Origin of the sequence: Paracoccus aerodenitrificans, from assembly GCF_027913215.1 — a bacterium.
GTDB lineage: Bacteria > Pseudomonadota > Alphaproteobacteria > Rhodobacterales > Rhodobacteraceae > Paracoccus > Paracoccus aerodenitrificans.
In genome coordinates this window covers 129,455-145,530 of sequence record NZ_CP115784.1, presented here as the reverse complement: position 1 = coordinate 145,530, position 16,076 = coordinate 129,455, and the positions used below count along the sequence as shown (strand labels likewise).

The window sequence follows — 16,076 nt, the reverse complement described above, 5'->3', positions numbered from 1 at the left end:
TGGGACACCTCTCCCCAACGAGAGGCTTTTGCCTGGAAGGGTAACATCATGGCGAATACGCAACCGGCTGCGCGTCCGGCTAATCCGCGCTTTTCTTCTGGCCCCTGCGCCAAGATTCCCGATTACAATCTGGATATGCTGTCCGACGCTCCTCTGGGCCGCTCGCATCGCGCTGCCATCGGCAAGGAAAAGCTGGCGGCGGCAATTGAGACCACGCGTGAGGTGCTTGGTGTGCCGGAGGATTACCGGATCGGCATCGTGCCGGCCTCGGATACCGGGGCGGTCGAGATGGCGATGTGGTCTCTGCTGGGGGAACGCCCGGTCGAGATGCTGGCATGGGAAAGCTTTGGCGCGGGCTGGGTCACCGATGTGGTCAAGCAGCTGAAGCTGGATGCGAAGGTTCAGACCGCCGATTATGGCAGGATCGTCGATTTCGCATCGGTCGATTTCGACCGGGACGTGGTGTTCACATGGAACGGCACGACCTCGGGTGTTCGCCTGCCAAATGGCGATGCGATCCCGGCGGACCGGGCCGGGCTGACGATTTGCGACGCGACCTCGGCGGCGTTTGCGATGGAACTACCTTTCGACAAGCTGGATGTGGTTACTTTCTCCTGGCAGAAAGTGCTGGGTGGCGAAGGCGGGCATGGTGTGCTGATCCTCTCGCCGCGTGCCGTTGAGCGGCTGGAAAACTATATGCCCGCATGGCCGCTGCCGAAGATTTTTCGCATGACCAAGGGTGGCAAGCTGATCGAAGGCATCTTCAAGGGTGAAACGATCAACACGCCGTCCATGCTCTGCGTCGAGGATTATCTGGTTGCTCTGAACTGGGCGAAATCGGTTGGCGGGCGGCAGGGTCTGATCGACCGGGCCACAGCCAATGCGCAGGCGGTCTGGGATTTCTGCGAGAGCCGCGACTGGATCGCCAATCTGGCCGAAGATCCGGCGACGGCCTCGACCACCAGCGTCTGCCTGAAATTCACCGATGAGCGCATCAGGGACGGTGCCGCCTTCGCCAAGGCCGTGGCCAAGCGGCTGGAGAAGGAAGGCGTCGGGCTGGATATGGGCGCGTATCGCGACGCACCGCCCGGTCTGCGGATCTGGTGCGGCTCGACCGTGGAAACATCCGATGTTCAGGCGCTGCTGCCTTGGATCGAATGGGCGTTCCACGAAGAGATCGCCGCGCAAGGCTGAAACGCTGACCGGGGGCGCTGCCCCCGGACCCCCGGGATATTTTTCATCAGGATGAAACGCGCAGGCTGTGGTCGCGCAATCGCATGAAGGAGCATTGAGATGCCCAAGGTTCTCGTATCCGACAAGCTGTCGGAAACCGCCGTCCAGATTTTCCGCGACCGCGGAGTCGATGTGGATTACATGCCGGATATCGGCAAGGATAAGGACAAACTGGCCGAGGTGATCGGACAATATGACGGGCTGGCGATCCGGTCCGCCACGAAAGTCACTGAAAAGCTGCTGGAGCAGGCGGATCATCTGAAGGTGATCGGTCGCGCAGGGATCGGCGTCGATAACGTGGATATTCCGGCCGCGTCCAAGAAAGGCGTGATCGTGATGAACACGCCTTTCGGGAACTCTGTCACCACGGCGGAACATGCCATTGCGCTGATGTTCGCCGTGGCGCGGCAATTGCCCGAGGCGAGCGTCTCGACCCATGCCGGAAAGTGGGAAAAGAGCCGGTTCATGGGGGTTGAGCTGTTCAACAAGACGCTTGGCCTGATTGGCGCGGGGAATATCGGCTCGATCGTCGCCGATCGCGCATTGGGCCTGAAGATGAAGGTTCTGGCTTATGATCCCTTCCTTTCGGAAGAACGTGCGGCCCAGATCGGGGTTAAGAAGGTCGAGCTGGATGAGTTGCTGGGCAAGGCCGATTTCATCACCATGCATGTGCCGCTGACCGAGAAGACCCGCAATATCCTGTCGCGCGAGAATATCGCGAAGACCAAAAAAGGCGTCCGCATCATCAATGCCGCGCGAGGCGGTCTGGTCGATGAGAAAGCTCTGGCCGAAGCGTTGCAGTCCGGCCATGTCGCGGGCGCGGCTCTGGATGTGTTTGCGACGGAACCGGCCACGGACAGCCCCCTGTTCAACCTGCCGAATGTTGTCGTAACGCCTCATTTGGGCGCATCGACGACCGAGGCGCAGGAAAACGTAGCGCTGCAGGTGGCCGAGCAGATGGCCGATTACCTGCTGACCGGGGCTGTGACCAACGCGCTGAACATGCCCTCGGTCACGGCCGAGGAAGCCAGGATCATGGGGCCGTGGATCAAGCTTGCCGGTCATCTGGGCAGCTTCATCGGACAGATGACGGATGAGCCGATCAAGTCGATCAATGTGCTTTATGACGGTGCGGCTTCGGAAATGAATCTGAACGCGCTGAACGCCTCGGTGATCGCCGGTGTCATGAAAGCCGCGAACCCCGATGTGAACATGGTCTCGGCCCCCGCCATCGCCAAGGATCGCGGCATTCAGATCGCCACGACGCGGCAGGAGGCTGCCGGGGTCTATGACGGCTATATCAAGGTTACCGTCGTCACCGATCAGCGTGAACGCTCGATTGCCGGAACCGTGTTCAGCGACGGAAAGCCGCGCTTCATCCAGATCCGCGGAATCAATGTCGATGCCGAGATCGGTGAGCATATGCTGTATACCCGCAACAAGGACGTGCCGGGCGTGATCGGTGCGCTTGGTTCGACACTGGGTGAGTTGGGCGTGAATATCGCAAACTTCCAGCTTGGGCGGACCAGTTCCGGGGAAGATGCGATCGCGATTCTGTATCTCGACGAGGCGATGTCTGATCAGGCGCTTGCCGCGCTTGAAAAGACCGGGAAATTCCTGCAGGCCCGTGCCTTGCATTTCGAGATCTGAGACGTCAGCCTTGAAGATGGATCACAGGCCCGGCGGATGATCTGCCGGGCCTTTTTCAACGGTTAACAGCGGTGAATGTCATGAGTGGAACGGATGCGGACCCGGTCTATGTGCTGGGGGATGTTCACGGCCAGCTTGAATTGCTGAAACATGCTCATGGTCTTGCGCATCGCGATGGCGGAGAGAATGCGCGGATCGTCCATCTGGGCGATCTGATCGATCGCGGGCCGGATTCGCGCGGTGTCATCGACTATCTGATGGAGGGTCAGGCGCGGGGCCATGACTGGCCGGTGGTCCGGGGAAATCACGATCACAAATTGCCGCGCTTTCTGGAAGATCCCGGCTGGATCGATCCGGGCCCCTCGAAACCTGCTTACTGGACAGAGGATCAGAAAAACGGGGCCGATGCGACATTTGCATCCTATGGCATCCCGGATGCCTATGAGTTGCCCTTGGCCGAACTGCATGAGCGGGCGCTCAGGGCGATCCCGCCCGAACATGGCGCGTGGGTGGATGCGATGCCGCTCTATCTTCGTGACCCGAGAGGCTATTTTTTCGTTCATGCCGGGGTGAAGCCGGGTGTGCCGCTTGAGGACCAGTCTCAGACCGATCTGATGTGGATCCGTCGCCCGTTCCATGACTCCCGCCTCGATCACGGGGCGATGGTGGTTCATGGTCATACGCCCGTGAAGCATGTCACCAATTACGGCAACCGGCTGAATATGGACACAGGCGCAGCTTATGGTGGGCCGGTCTCCATTGCCCGACTGGAGGCAAAAGGCGTGATCTGGCTGCTGACCGAGAGCGGGCCCCAACCTGTCGCACCGGAACCAGACGCGGTCGAGATCCTCTGGCTCTGATCATACCGGATCAGTGGACTTGCTGCGGGCTTGTTCTGTTGTGATGCAGTTCATATTTTCCTGAACATCGACATATTAACCGCCCGCGACAGAAGCGAAGGGAGAGCAGGAGCCACCATGTTCAGAAAACTGATTGCCATTCTTGCGTTAAGCACGACCCCGGTTCTGGCTGAAGAAGTGGCCGAAATCGGAGTGGACTGGGTCGGCAATGATATCGTCGTCGAAGCGATTCACGATCCCGAGGTAGAGGGCGTGACCTGTCATCTGGCATATTTCTCGCGCTCGATGATCGACCGGCTCAGTCAGGGCAATTGGTTCGAGGACCCCTCAAACAGCGCGATTGAATGCAGCCAGACCGGCCCGATCCGTCTGGGAGATGTCTCCAGCAGTCCGGATGGCGAGAACGTGTTTTCCGAGGGGCGTTCGCTGGTTTTCAAATCGCTTCAGGTCAAACGGATCTATGATGAGCAGAATCAGGTTCTGATCTATTTGGCCCATGCAAATGAGTTGACCGAGGGTTCGGCGAAAATGTCTATTTCGACGGTGCCGATTCAAGCGACCGCCGACTGACATCGCGAGAGCGCTTCTTGCGCGGGCGATCCAGTCCGGGGATCACTGCCAGCACCGTTTTCCACATGATCCACAGATCCAGAACCGGCGATGCGGTGCGGCGATAGACAAGCTCGATCCGCAGCTTGGTCGGCAGGCAGCGCGCATAATAAGCGCGATCCGTTTCCTCGGCGGTCTTGCAGTTCGCCATGATGCGATCCTCATGGCGGTGATAGATCAGCGTCGCCAGTCCGGTAACGCCGGGCGGCGTTGTCAGAATAGCGGCGTAAAGCGACGGGAAACGCTCGACATATTCAGGAAGCGGCGGGCGCGGGCCGACGAAGCTCATATCCCCCATCAGAATATTGAAAAGCTGCGGCAATTCGTCCAGCCGGGTCCGGCGCAGCACACCGCCAAGCCGCGTAATCCGCCAGTTCTTATGCGCTCCGGTCGCGCCGCCATCTTCATCGACGCGGACCATTGTACGGAACTTATACTGAAAGAAGGGCTGTCCCGGCGCTTTCATCCGCTTGCCAGAGTAGATCAGCGGCCGCCCTTGTGTCAACAGCAGAAGCCCTGCGACGATGATCAAAGGCAAGACTAGGACGGCAATCATGAACACTGCCAGTGCCACATCCATCATCCGCTTTCCGGTGCGGCGATAGAAGCCATGTCCCCTCTTGTCAGCGTCGATATACCAGAGGTCGGATTCGGAAAGGGCTTCCTGTCGCTTAACCATATCCCAATTCTGGTAAAGCATCAAAGAACTGCCCCTGTGGCGTAATGTTCACACGTCTGACCGGATAGCACATGCTTAGGTGGACGAAAAGAAACCGACCGGTCTCAGCGGCAAAGTGTTGCTCGTATGACGCAAATACGGCAGGTTATACGCTGAAAACCGCCTAAGACACAGGTCCATATTATGCGTAAGTTCCTGGTAGTACTTGATGAATCGCCCGAATGCCAAAATGCGATGCGTTTTGCCGCAATGCGTGCATCGCGCAGCTCGGGCGGCGTCGTGGTGCTTGCCGTTATCCCTCCGGACGCGATCCAGCACGGTATCGGGGTGGCCGATCTGATGCGGCAAGAGGCTGAAGATCGAATCACGTCGCAATATCAACTCTTTGCCAGATGGATGCGAGACAGTCAGGGCGTCGATCCTGAGCTTGTGATCCGCGAAGGTGATCCCACGGCACAGATTCGCGCCCAGATGGAGGGCGATCCGGAAATCGGTGTGCTGGTTCTTGGTGCCAGCACCGGCAGCGGCGGGCCGGGGCCGATTGTCAGCCGGCTTCTTCGGGAACTCTCAAGCCTGCCATGCCCGGTCACCCTGATCCCCGGGGATCTCTCTCGCGAGCGGCTTGAAGCCATATCCTGAAAACCGGCTGCGGCTGAGGGCGCTATGCTTGACCGCAAGGCATCGGCAGCCCATATGACATGCAAAGGAGCGCCCCATGTTTATTCAGACCGAAACCACACCGAACCCGGCCACGCTGAAATTCCTTCCCGGCCAGCCGGTTCTGGATGAAGGCACTGCTGATTTCACCACGGCGGAGGATGCTGCCGCGTCACCGCTGGCATCGCGGATCTTTGCGGCTGGCGGCGTGACGGGCGTTTTCCTCGGCACGGATTTTGTCACCGTTACCAAGGCCGATGACGTCCAGTGGGATCACATCAAGCCCGCATTGCTTGGCGCCATTATGGAGCATTACCAGTCCGGCGCTCCGGTCATGGACAGTTCCGCCGGGAAAGTTGGCCATGCAGAGCATGACGGCGAAGACGAGGGTGTCGTCTCGCAGATCAAGGAGCTTCTGGATACGCGGGTCAGACCGGCCGTCGCGCAGGATGGCGGCGACATCACCTTCCACGGCTTCGATCGCGGTATCGTCTATCTGCATATGCAGGGAGCCTGCGCGGGCTGCCCCTCCTCGACCATGACCCTGAAAATGGGGATCGAGAACCTGCTGCGCCATTATATCCCGGAAGTGACCGAGGTGCGCCCGATTGCGTAAGCCTCTGACGCTTGGCTTCGACACATCGGCCGCGCATTGCGCGGCCGCTTTGCTGTCGGGAGATGAGCTTCTGGCCTCATGTCATGAGGATATGGAAAAAGGCCAGGCCGAGCGGCTTTTCCCGCTGATCGAGGAAATGCTGACCCGATCCGGGACGTCATGGAACGATCTGGACCTGATCGGCGTCGGTACCGGCCCCGGAAACTTCACCGGAATCCGCATCGCCGTCGCAGCGGCGCGTGGCCTTGCCCTCTCACTGCGGATTCCTGCCATCGGGATCGGCACGGCAGAGGCGCTTGCCTTCGGCCTGCCCCGCCCCTGCCGGATCGTGGTCCGGCTTCGCAGAGAACAGTTCTTATGGCAGGATTTCGGCGATCAACCCACCGCGCCCGCACAAGCGACACGGGATGAGTTGCCCCCCGGTCCGGCAGTCGCGGAGCCACGATTTGGCATCGCCGAGGGGATCGCGCGAACAGCCCGGCTGCGCTCAGACCAGCCACAGCCTCGACCGGCTCCGATCTATCTGCGCCCCGCCGATGCCGCTCCGGCCCGCGATCGCGGCCCGGTCATCCTTCCATGACACTTGCCGAGCGGCTTGCAGCGATCCATGCGGAAAGCTTTACCCGCCCCGCGCCGTGGTCAGCGGACAGTTTCGCGAAGATGCTGGACGAACCCTCGTCTTTCCTGATCGAACACCGACACGGTTTCGCTATGGGTCGGCTTGTTCTGGATGAGGTCGAGTTGATGACCATCGCCGTTCGCCCCTCTGAGCGTGGTCGGCATATCGGCACGGAATTGCTGAAAAGCTTCGAAGCCGAGGCCCGAAAAAAAGCTGCCCGCACCGGATTTCTGGAAGTCGCTTTCGACAATATCGCCGCGCTGACATTATATCGCAATGCCGGGTGGACCGAAGCCGGTCGCCGTCGCGACTATTATGGCAGCGGCGTTGATGCCATCATTATGCAGCGCAGCTTTTCTTCTGAGGCCGACCGGGGCGCTGCCCCGGACCCCGGGATATTTGGGCTAGAATGAAACAGCGCCTTTCATCCTGGCCCAAATATCCAATCCGACCTGTCAGCCGGGCCAGAGAGATGGTTTCAGAGCAGACGCCCGTGGCAGTGCTTGAACTTCGCGCCTGATCCGCAGGGACAGGGATCGTTGCGCGACGGGTTGCCCCAGCTTGCGGGGTCGTTTTCGTCGAAACCCGGCGCGGCTGCGGACGCATTCCCGCCTTTTGCATCCTCATGCGACGCAGTCATCTGCTGTTGCTGAGCCTTCTGCTGCTCTTGTTGTTGCAAGAACATCTGGTTCCGCTCTTCCTCGGTCAGCGGGCGGATGCGAGCAAGCTGCTGTGTGACATCCGAACGCAGCCCGTCCAGCAGCGACTCGAAAAGCTGGAAGCTCTCGGTCTTGTATTCAGACAGCGGGTCGCGTTGGGCATAGCCGCGGAAACCGACGACCGACCGCAGATGTTCCAGCGTCAGCAAATGGTCGCGCCATTTCTGGTCGATGGCCTGCAGCAGGATCTGCTTTTCGATCTGGCGCATTGTTTCCGGGCCGAACCCCGCCTCTTTCTCGGCCATGTATTTATCGGTGGCCTCAATCAGGCGTTCGCGCATCACCTCCTGATCGACACCGTCCTCGGCGGCCCATTCCGTGACCGGCAGGTTCATGTTCAGCGTCTCGACGACAAGCTTGTTCAGCCCTTCGACATCCCATTGCTCCGCATAGGCGCGCGGCGGGAGATATTCGTCCACGAGGTCGTGGATCACCTGATGCCGCATATCGGCGGCGACCTCGCCCACCTCTTCGCTGTCCATGATTTCGCGGCGCTGACTGAAGATCGCCTTGCGCTGATCGTTCATCACATCGTCGAATTTCAGAAGCTGCTTTCGGATATCGAAGTTACGCGCCTCGACCTTGCCCTGAGCACGTTCCAGCGACTTGTTGACCCAAGGGTGGATGATCGCTTCACCATCCTTCATGCCCAGCTTCGACAGCACCGAATCCAGACGCTCGGACCCGAAGATCCGCATCAGATCGTCTTCCAGCGACAGGAAGAACAGCGACCGCCCCGGATCCCCCTGACGGCCCGAGCGACCGCGCAGCTGGTTGTCGATGCGGCGGGATTCATGGCGTTCCGTCGCCAGAACGAACAGCCCCCCCGCGCCGAGGACCTTTTCCTTGTCGGCGGCGGTTTCCGCCTCGATTCGAGCGCGGATTTCGTCAGGATTGGCCTCGGGGTCGGCGTCGAGCGCCTGCATCACCTTCATATCCACATTGCCGCCAAGCTGAATATCGGTCCCGCGTCCGGCCATGTTGGTGGCGATGGTCACGGCGCCGGGCTTGCCGGCCTCGGCGACGATATAGGCTTCCTGTTCATGCTGGCGGGCATTCAGCACATTATGCTGGACACCGGCCTTGGTCAGCATCTGGGACAGCATCTCGGATTTCTCGATGCTGGTCGTGCCGACAAGGATCGGCTGCCCCTTTTCATGCGCTTCCCGGATCGCCTCGACCACGGCAGCGTATTTCTCGGTGCCGGTGCGATAGACGCGGTCATGTTCATCGACCCGCGCGATGGGCCGGTTCGTCGGGACCTCGACCACGCCAAGCTTATAGATATCCGCGAATTCCTCGGCCTCGGTGACGGCCGTCCCGGTCATGCCTGACAGTTTTTCGTAAAGCCGGAAGTAGTTCTGGAAAGTTACAGAGGCCAGCGTCACGTTTTCGGGCTGGATCTTCACGCCCTCCTTGGCCTCGATCGCCTGATGCAGCCCATCGGACAGACGGCGACCCTTCATCATCCGGCCGGTAAATTCGTCGATCAGCACCACCTCGTCATCCTTGACGATATAGTTCTGATCCTTCTGGAACAGCTTATGCGCCCGCAGCGCCTGATTGGCATGGTGAACGATGGTCACCGATTCCGGATCATACAGCGTCTGCCCCTCGGCCAGAACACCCGCTTCCAGCAGGCGCTGTTCCAGCACCTCATTGCCTTCCTCGGTGAAGGTGGCGTTGCGGGTCTTTTCGTCGATGGTGAAATGCGATTCCTCAAGCTGAGGCATGAAGCCGTTCAGCGTCTGATACAGCTCACTGCGGTCCTGAGACGGGCCCGAGATGATCAGCGGAGTCCGCGCCTCATCGATCAGGATACTGTCCACCTCATCGACGATGGCGAAATAATGATCGCGCTGCACCATCTGCTCGACACTGCCCTTCATATTGTCGCGCAGATAGTCGAAGCCGAGTTCGTTATTGGTCGCATAGGTGACATCGGCCTGATAGGCCTGACGCTTTTCCTCATCCGGCTGGAACGGATAGACAACGCCGGTCTGCATCCCCAGAGCGGTGAACACCTTGCCCATCCACTCGGCATCGCGTTTCGCCAGGTAGTCGTTGACGGTCACGACATGGACGCCTTTTCCTGACAGCGCATTCAGATAGGCCGGAAGTGTCGCCACCAGCGTCTTGCCCTCACCCGTCTTCATCTCGGCGATATTGCCCTGATGCAGGAAGATCCCGCCCATAAGCTGAGTGTCGAAGGCACGCAGGCCAAGCGCCCGCCGCGCCGCTTCACGGCAATTGGCGAAGGCTTCGGGCAGCAGCGCATCCAGAGTTTCGCCGCCCTGAGCCCGGCTTTGCAATTCCCGTGTCTTTTCGATCACTTGTTCGTCAGAACGCGCTTGAGCCTCGGGCTCCAGTTCGTTGATACGCGCCACCAGCAAACGTACTGATTTTACCTTGCGGTCATTGGGTGTCCCAAAGACCTTCTTCGCCACATTGCCTAGACCCAGCATGATCACTCCGGCCAAGTTGTTTCATGAAGGCTGGGGGATCGGCCCCTTGCCCGGACCGTCCGTCCTGCCTATCAGTGCAAGGAATAAACGGCGCGGGCGCGCCTTTTCGGTTGCGCCGGATGTAGGCCCGCGTCCACTCAGTGTCAACGCTTGGCCCCGGTTCGAGACCGCGCCGCGGTCGCTTTTGAAGGAGACATCATGTTTAAACTTTCCGCTTCCGCCATTGCTTTGCTGGCCGCCCTCGCCGCCGCACCGGCTTTTGCGCAGGACGATCAGTCCGGCTCTGCAGACCAGCAGGATGCCGCAACCGCCGATCAGCAGGCCGAAGCCGCAGAGGCAGATACTGAGGCAGAAGCCGCGGATGCAGCGGAAAACGATGCTGCCGCGCAATCAGCCGATCCGGCCACGGTTGTCGCAACCGTCAATGGTAAGGATATCACGCTTGGCGAGCTGGCGGCGATGAAGCTGCGGCTGCCCCCGGAAATGGCCGGGATGCCCGCGAATGAACTATGGGATCTCATGCTTGACGAGGTGATCCGCCAGACCGCGCTTGCCGAATTCGGCGAGCAGGATCTCAGCGCACTTGATCAGGCCGCTCTGGTCAATCTTCGCCGCGACTATCTGACCCGCTCGGCGATGGAGCGCATCGTGGATTTCGAACCCACCGATGAACAGATCCAGGCGGCCTATGAAGAAGCCTTCCCGGCAGAAAGCCCGATCACCGAATATAATGCGGATCACATTCTTGTAGAAACCGAGGAAGCTGCCGCGTCCGTGATCGAGGAACTCGAAGGGGGGGCCGATTTCGCGCAGCTTGCGCAGGAACGCTCGGTCGATACCGGATCAGCGCAAAGCGGCGGCGATCTGGGCTGGTTCACGGTGGACAGCATGGTGCCGGAATTCGGCAATGCCGTTGCGGGCATGGAACCCGGCTCGACCTCTGCCGAGCCGGTTCAGTCTCAGTTCGGTTTCCATATCATCAAGCTGAACGAGACCCGCGAGATGGAGCCTCCGGCGCTTGACGAAATCCGCGAGCAGCTTGCTCAGCAGGTCCGCAGAAAGAAACTGGAGCAGGAAATCGAACGCATCACCTCGGAAGCGACGGTTGAGCGTGTCGAGGGTCTGGATCCATCCCTGCTGGACCAGAACGTTCTGGACGAAGAGGAATAAGCAATGGCCAAGGGCGACAAGAAGACCTCCGGCAAGGCTGATGCCAAGCCGAAAAAGGATAAGAAATCCAAGGCAGAAAAGCTCGCCCACAAGATGGCAAAGAAGGCGAAAGAGGCAGTTCCGACGAAATCCGCGCCAATCGTGTCACCGCTGGCACCTGCCTCTTTTCCCGATCTTCCCGAGATTGGCGGGGTCGAGTTCGCCTCGGCCGCGGCTGGCGTGAAATATCGCGGGCGCACGGATGTCATGGTGGCGCGGCTGGCGCGGGGGACGTCGGTTGCGGGCGTATTCACGCGGTCCTCGACCCGCGCTGCCTGCATTCTTGACTGCCAGAGCAAGCTGAGCGGCAAGCAGGATACGACGCAAGGTGCCGCGATCATCGTGAACTCCGGCAACGCCAATGCCTTCACCGGCGCAGCAGGGCTTGAAGCGGTGGATCGCCTGACCGGCGCAGTTGCAGAGGCTCTGTCCATCCCCGCCAGCAGGGTATTTTCATCCTCGACCGGCGTGATCGGCGAGCCTTTGCCCTGGGAGCGGATTACCGCTGTGCTGAGCGATACTGTTTCGCGTCTCGATACAGGCGGCGTGGCCGAGGCAGCCCGGGCGATCATGACGACGGATACTTTCCCGAAAGGCGCCTCTGCCGAGTTTGAGGCGGATGGCGGAAAGATCCGGATTACCGGCATTGCCAAAGGATCGGGCATGATCGCGCCCGATATGGCGACGATGCTGGTCTATATCTTCACCGATGCCGCGATTTCGCCGGAGCATCTGCAAAAACTGCTGTCCAGACAGGTTGATGACACATTCAACGCAATCACCGTCGACAGCGACACCTCGACATCCGACGCGCTGATCCTCGCCGCGACCGGCAAATCGGATGCCGCCCCGATCAGCGATCTGCGCTCGAAAGAGGCACGGGCCTTCTCGGACGCGCTTGGCGATGTGATGCGGGATCTGGCGCAGCAGGTGGTGATGGACGGCGAGGGCGCGACCAAGTTCGTCGAGGTGCAGGTCACCGGTGCCGAAAGCCGTAAAGACGCGCATAAAGTGGCAATGGCGATTGCGAATTCGCCGCTGGTCAAGACGGCGATTGCCGGCGAGGACGCCAATTGGGGCCGCGTCGTCATGGCGGTCGGCAAATCCGGCGCGAAGGCCGACCGGGATCGTCTGACGATCCGTTTCGGCGACATGGTCCTGGCCGAAAACGGCTGGCGTGCGCCCTCTTATGACGAAGAGAAAGCAAGCGCCTATATGAAGCGCGACCGTCTTGTCTTGGGTGTCGATCTGGGTCTTGGCGATGCAAGCCGGACGGTCTGGACCTGCGACCTGACCCATCGCTATATCGACATCAACGCCGATTACCGGTCCTGATGCAGAAGCGGGGGCTTCGCGCCCCCGCACCCCCCGGGATATTTGCACCAGGATGAAAGGATGCCCATGAAGATGGTACTGGTCTCGGCCGTGGCGCTGATCGACGCTGACGGGCGTATTCTTCTGGCGCAGCGGCCCGAGGGAAAGTCGATGGCCGGGCTGTGGGAATTCCCCGGTGGCAAGGTCGAGCCGGGTGAGACACCGGAAACCGCTCTTGTGCGGGAGCTTCGCGAGGAATTGGGGATAGATACCCATGAATCCTGTCTGGCACCGCTGAGCTTTGCCAGCCACAGCTATGACGATTTCCATTTGCTGATGCCGCTTTTCGCCTGTCGCCGATGGAAAGGGATCGTCAGGCCTGTAGAGGGCCAGCGACTCTCATGGGCTTACGCCAGGGATTTACGCAATTACGAGATGCCGCCAGCCGACCTGCCGCTGATCCCGATGCTTCAGGGCTGGCTGTAAAGGGTATAGCGTCGCGTCATAAATACATTACGTCGGTTAACTTTTATAATGCCGAAAACTAACGCAATCGTAACCTTCCCGATTCATACTTTCCCTCCACAGGGAGGAAACAACTATGATTCGCACGATTACGATCGGGGGCTATATTTCGATTCAGGGTGTCTTTGAGGGGCAGACAGATAGCGGAGAAATTTTGATCCGCGTCGGTGAGAAGACATATCAGGGAAAGCCCGTCAGCAAATAAGCCGGACCTGCAAGGTAGGTTAAGTTTTACAGGCACCGCACAGAATATTGTGCGGTGCGCTCTTGGTTGAGTTTACGGTGGGGATAACGCCTTTCAGTAAAGTTTTCCGGACCGATCTGGATATCGCCTCTGACCGGAGATTTTTAAAAAGCTGTGGCGCCTGCCAGAACAAACCCGCCACATCCGATTATCCCGGATCGCGCAGCATCGTTGTCAGTTGCGAGATATCCGGGTCGGCGGCCTTCTGCGCGTCAGCCTCGATCCGGCGGAAACGGGCCAGAACATCCTGCCCGGTTTCCGTAAGCCTCGCCCCGCCCCCGCCCGCCCCGCCGCGCTCACTGGCAACCAGCGGAGCCTCAAACATCGCGTTGAGCGTTTCGACCAGAGACCAGGCGCGCTTATAGCTCATCCCCATCCGCCGTCCTGCCTCCGAAATCGAGCCGGTCTGCTGTATCAGTTCCAGAAGATCGGCCTTCCCGGGACCCAGCCAGACATCCTCGGCAAAATAGACCCGCAATTGCAGGCGCGGGAAATTGTCGGGATCATGCAGAGGCGGGTGTGACATCATCACAGAATGCCGCCGACAGGCGACACCGGCAAGGGTCAGTCATATTTCCGCCGGTCCTCGATCACCAGCCCGTCATTCGGAAGGCTGCCCGGAGTGACGATTTCAACGCGCCCCTTCAGCTTCAGCGTATCGGCAATCGAGGCCGCATATTCGCCATTCGCAACGCGCGGGCTTTCGATCTGAACCGTCATCGCATCCATTTCGCCCTCTCGTTCAGCAATGACGCGGGCGCGGGCGATTTCGGGATGGCGGGCGACGAAAGAGGCGACCTGCTCAGGCCGGACGAACATTCCCTTGATCTTCGTCGTCTGATCGGCACGACCCATCCACCCTTTGATGCGCATATTCGTCCGCCCACACGGGGAGGTTCCGGGAAGCACCACCGACAGATCGCCTGTGGCAAAGCGGACCAGCGGATAATCGGGGTTCAGCGTCGTAACCAGAACTTCGCCGACTTCGCCCTCGGCGACGGGATCACCGGTGCCGGGGCGGACAATTTCCACGATCACCCCTTCATCGACGATCATCCCGTCCATCGCCTTGGATTCGTAAGCGATATTGCCCAGATCCGCCGTCGCATAGCATTGCTGCGTCGTAATCCCCCGGCTGGCATAGAACTCACGCAGGGACGGGAATAAAGCGCCGCCACTGACGGCGGCCCGGGTGATGGAAAGTTTCTCACCCAGCTCATCGGCGCGTTCCAGGATCACTTTCAGGAAATCCGGCGTCCCGCTGTATACGGTCGAGCCAAGATCTGCCGCAGCGCGGACCTGAAGGTCGGTCTGCCCGGTGCCTGCGGGCAGGACCGCCGCATCGACGGCCCGCGCAGCGGAATCGAACATCATCCCCGCAGGCGTCAGATGATAGGCGAAACAATTCTGCACGATATCGCCCCGCCCGACGCCACACGCATGCAGAAAACGCCCGAGGCGCCACCAGTCACCCTCTCTCCGGCCGGGTTCATAGATCGGACCGGGAGACTGGAAGATATGGTCGAACTCGGCGGCAAGCCGTGTGGTAAAACCACCGAAAGGCGGGTTCTTGCGCTGCGCCTCGGTCAGTTCCGATTTGCGGATCACCGGAAGCAGGGCAAGCGCCTCGCGGTCGCGGATCTGGTCCGGATCGACATCGCGCAGCATCCTCGCCAAAGCCGGAGCGGTCTTCGCACGACCGATCGCAGCAGGCAGTGCCTGGCTGAGCCACTCGGCACGTTCTTCCGCATCGCGCGTTTCCAGATCGTCGTAAAACCCTGCCATCAAGCTTCCCCCTCTTTTCCGCCACGCATCACGAGGCCCTTTCCCCGCCTCACGACAACCACCGCTTGCGGCGGCGATAGGAACGCACATCCCGGAAACTTTTCCGGCCCTCATCGGACATGCCCAGATAGAATTCCTTCACATCCGGGTTCTCGCGCAATTCCTGCGCCGAGCCGTCCATCACCACCCGGCCATTCTCCAGAATATAGCCGTAATGGGCGAAGCGCAGGGCGACATTCGTATTCTGCTCGGCCAGAAGAAAGGTGACGCCCTCGCCCTCATTCACCGCTTTCACAATCTCGAAGATCTGCTCGACAAGCTGCGGTGCCAGACCCATCGAGGGTTCATCCAGAAGGATGGTTTCCGGTCGCGACATCAGGGCGCGGCCCATTGCAACCATCTGCTGCTCACCCCCGGATGTATACCCGGCCTGAGATTTCCGGCGCTCACGCAGCCGGGGAAAATATTCATAGACCATTTCCAGATCCCGCCGGATCGCGGCCCCGTCGCTGCGTGTATAGGCCCCGGTCAGCAGGTTTTCTTCCACGGTCAGATGCTCGAAGCAGTGACGCCCCTCCATCACCTGAATGACGCCTTTCTTGACCAGAGCCGCCGGGTTCTGATCGGCCACCCGCTCACCGCGATAGACGATACTGCCCTTCGTCACCTCGCCCCGTTCCGAAGCCAGCAGGTTCGAGATCGCCTTCAGCGTCGTGGTCTTGCCAGCCCCGTTCCCGCCCAGAAGCGCGGTGATGCTGCCTTTCGGCACAGACAGGCTGACCCCCTTCAGCACAAGGATCACGTGGTTATAGATCACCTCGATATTATTCACTTCAAGCAGGTTTTCCTGCGTCTGTGTGGTGTCCAGCATGGTCGGTCCTCAGGCGATCGG

At 60.0% G+C, this 16,076-nt stretch carries 16 protein-coding genes; 11 read left to right on the top strand and 5 right to left on the bottom strand.

What is annotated here, in order from left to right:
• The first annotated feature begins 48 nt into the window (after positions 1 to 48).
• The 4 genes from PAE61_RS01925 to PAE61_RS01910 all read left to right on the top strand — a co-directional run bounded on the left by PAE61_RS01925 (position 49) and on the right by PAE61_RS01910 (position 4,313).
• The gene (locus PAE61_RS01925) at positions 49 to 1,194 is read left to right on the top strand and encodes a phosphoserine transaminase (protein WP_271113755.1); all 1,146 of its coding nucleotides are present in this window, start codon (positions 49 to 51) and stop codon (positions 1,192 to 1,194) included.
• Positions 1,195 to 1,293: 99 nt separating this feature from the next.
• Positions 1,294 to 2,883: a phosphoglycerate dehydrogenase gene (serA, locus tag PAE61_RS01920; RefSeq protein WP_271113754.1), complete on the top strand. Its 1,590-nt coding sequence runs from the start codon at positions 1,294 to 1,296 to the stop codon at positions 2,881 to 2,883.
• Positions 2,884 to 2,963: 80 nt separating this feature from the next.
• Positions 2,964 to 3,743, top strand: coding sequence for a metallophosphoesterase (locus PAE61_RS01915; protein ID WP_271113753.1), 780 nt, complete (start codon positions 2,964 to 2,966; stop codon positions 3,741 to 3,743).
• Between the two features lie 117 nt (positions 3,744 to 3,860).
• Entirely contained in the window at positions 3,861 to 4,313 is a 453-nt protein-coding gene (locus tag PAE61_RS01910; protein WP_271113752.1) for a CreA family protein, read from the top strand.
• On the opposite strand, the gene PAE61_RS01905 is transcribed toward PAE61_RS01910, so the two are convergent.
• Positions 4,276 to 5,031, bottom strand: a complete 756-nt coding sequence (locus tag PAE61_RS01905; RefSeq protein ID WP_271113751.1) for a sugar transferase — start codon at positions 5,029 to 5,031, stop codon at positions 4,276 to 4,278. The two genes, PAE61_RS01910 and PAE61_RS01905, sit on opposite strands and share 38 nt — an antisense overlap.
• Positions 5,032 to 5,214: 183 nt before the next feature.
• On the opposite strand from PAE61_RS01905, the gene PAE61_RS01900 reads away from it, so the two are divergent.
• The 4 genes from PAE61_RS01900 to rimI all read left to right on the top strand — a co-directional run bounded on the left by PAE61_RS01900 (position 5,215) and on the right by rimI (position 7,336).
• A complete protein-coding gene (locus tag PAE61_RS01900; RefSeq protein ID WP_271113750.1) occupies positions 5,215 to 5,670 on the top strand; it encodes a universal stress protein in 456 nt (151 codons plus the stop codon).
• Positions 5,671 to 5,746: 76 nt separating this feature from the next.
• Positions 5,747 to 6,304 (top strand): NifU family protein, encoded by a 558-nt coding sequence (locus PAE61_RS01895; protein ID WP_271113749.1) that lies wholly within the window; start codon positions 5,747 to 5,749, stop codon positions 6,302 to 6,304.
• Complete coding sequence (gene tsaB, locus PAE61_RS01890; protein ID WP_271113748.1) at positions 6,297 to 6,884, top strand: tRNA (adenosine(37)-N6)-threonylcarbamoyltransferase complex dimerization subunit type 1 TsaB; 588 nt, start codon at positions 6,297 to 6,299, stop codon at positions 6,882 to 6,884. Before PAE61_RS01895 ends, tsaB begins: the two co-directional genes overlap by 8 nt.
• On the top strand, positions 6,881 to 7,336 hold the full coding sequence (rimI, locus tag PAE61_RS01885; protein ID WP_271113747.1) for a ribosomal protein S18-alanine N-acetyltransferase: 456 nt from the start codon (positions 6,881 to 6,883) through the stop codon (positions 7,334 to 7,336). The genes tsaB and rimI overlap by 4 nt, the downstream gene beginning before the upstream one ends.
• A gap of 65 nt (positions 7,337 to 7,401) precedes the next feature.
• Here rimI and secA read toward each other — a convergent pair whose 3' ends face one another.
• Positions 7,402 to 10,107, bottom strand: a complete 2,706-nt coding sequence (gene secA, locus PAE61_RS01880; protein ID WP_271115072.1) for a preprotein translocase subunit SecA — start codon at positions 10,105 to 10,107, stop codon at positions 7,402 to 7,404.
• 198 nt (positions 10,108 to 10,305) lie between these two features.
• Here secA and PAE61_RS01875 point away from each other — a divergent pair, with 198 nt between their 5' ends.
• The 3 genes from PAE61_RS01875 (at position 10,306) to mutT (ending at position 13,116) form a co-directional block, all read left to right on the top strand.
• Positions 10,306 to 11,277, top strand: coding sequence for a peptidylprolyl isomerase (locus tag PAE61_RS01875; RefSeq protein WP_271113746.1), 972 nt, complete (start codon positions 10,306 to 10,308; stop codon positions 11,275 to 11,277).
• A 3-nt stretch (positions 11,278 to 11,280) separates the two neighbouring features.
• A complete protein-coding gene (argJ, locus tag PAE61_RS01870) occupies positions 11,281 to 12,651 on the top strand; it encodes a bifunctional glutamate N-acetyltransferase/amino-acid acetyltransferase ArgJ (RefSeq protein WP_271113745.1) in 1,371 nt (456 codons plus the stop codon).
• 66 nt (positions 12,652 to 12,717) lie between these two features.
• Positions 12,718 to 13,116: an 8-oxo-dGTP diphosphatase MutT gene (gene mutT / locus PAE61_RS01865; protein WP_271115071.1), complete on the top strand. Its 399-nt coding sequence runs from the start codon at positions 12,718 to 12,720 to the stop codon at positions 13,114 to 13,116.
• Between the two features lie 431 nt (positions 13,117 to 13,547).
• On the opposite strand, the gene PAE61_RS01860 is transcribed toward mutT, so the two are convergent.
• Genes PAE61_RS01860 through PAE61_RS01850 form a run of 3 tightly spaced genes read right to left on the bottom strand, consistent with a single transcriptional unit; the run spans position 13,548 to position 16,055 of the window.
• Complete coding sequence (locus PAE61_RS01860; protein ID WP_434803117.1) at positions 13,548 to 13,928, bottom strand: winged helix-turn-helix domain-containing protein; 381 nt, start codon at positions 13,926 to 13,928, stop codon at positions 13,548 to 13,550.
• 35 nt (positions 13,929 to 13,963) lie between these two features.
• Positions 13,964 to 15,184: a phenylacetate--CoA ligase family protein gene (locus PAE61_RS01855; RefSeq protein WP_271113744.1), complete on the bottom strand. Its 1,221-nt coding sequence runs from the start codon at positions 15,182 to 15,184 to the stop codon at positions 13,964 to 13,966.
• Between the two features lie 49 nt (positions 15,185 to 15,233).
• A complete protein-coding gene (locus PAE61_RS01850; RefSeq protein ID WP_271113743.1) occupies positions 15,234 to 16,055 on the bottom strand; it encodes an ABC transporter ATP-binding protein in 822 nt (273 codons plus the stop codon).
• Positions 16,056 to 16,076: the final 21 nt, after the last annotated feature.

Bases quoted from the DNA above. Each gene is read 5' to 3' on its own strand.
- PAE61_RS01925 (WP_271113755.1), top strand. From the start codon at position 49: ATGGCGAATACGCAACCGGCTGCGCGTCCGGCTAATCCGCGCTTTTCT.
- PAE61_RS01850 (WP_271113743.1), bottom strand. From the start codon at position 16,055: ATGCTGGACACCACACAGACGCAGGAAAACCTGCTTGAAGTGAATAAT.
- argJ (WP_271113745.1), top strand. From the start codon at position 11,281: ATGGCCAAGGGCGACAAGAAGACCTCCGGCAAGGCTGATGCCAAGCCG.
- PAE61_RS01905 (WP_271113751.1), bottom strand. From the start codon at position 5,031: ATGGTTAAGCGACAGGAAGCCCTTTCCGAATCCGACCTCTGGTATATC.
- PAE61_RS01855 (WP_271113744.1), bottom strand. From the start codon at position 15,184: ATGGCAGGGTTTTACGACGATCTGGAAACGCGCGATGCGGAAGAACGT.
- PAE61_RS01915 (WP_271113753.1), top strand. From the start codon at position 2,964: ATGAGTGGAACGGATGCGGACCCGGTCTATGTGCTGGGGGATGTTCAC.
- mutT (WP_271115071.1), top strand. From the start codon at position 12,718: ATGAAGATGGTACTGGTCTCGGCCGTGGCGCTGATCGACGCTGACGGG.
- PAE61_RS01875 (WP_271113746.1), top strand. From the start codon at position 10,306: ATGTTTAAACTTTCCGCTTCCGCCATTGCTTTGCTGGCCGCCCTCGCC.
- PAE61_RS01910 (WP_271113752.1), top strand. From the start codon at position 3,861: ATGTTCAGAAAACTGATTGCCATTCTTGCGTTAAGCACGACCCCGGTT.
- rimI (WP_271113747.1), top strand. From the start codon at position 6,881: ATGACACTTGCCGAGCGGCTTGCAGCGATCCATGCGGAAAGCTTTACC.
- PAE61_RS01860 (WP_434803117.1), bottom strand. From the start codon at position 13,928: ATGATGTCACACCCGCCTCTGCATGATCCCGACAATTTCCCGCGCCTG.
- secA (WP_271115072.1), bottom strand. From the start codon at position 10,107: ATGCTGGGTCTAGGCAATGTGGCGAAGAAGGTCTTTGGGACACCCAAT.
- PAE61_RS01895 (WP_271113749.1), top strand. From the start codon at position 5,747: ATGTTTATTCAGACCGAAACCACACCGAACCCGGCCACGCTGAAATTC.
- serA (WP_271113754.1), top strand. From the start codon at position 1,294: ATGCCCAAGGTTCTCGTATCCGACAAGCTGTCGGAAACCGCCGTCCAG.
- PAE61_RS01900 (WP_271113750.1), top strand. From the start codon at position 5,215: ATGCGTAAGTTCCTGGTAGTACTTGATGAATCGCCCGAATGCCAAAAT.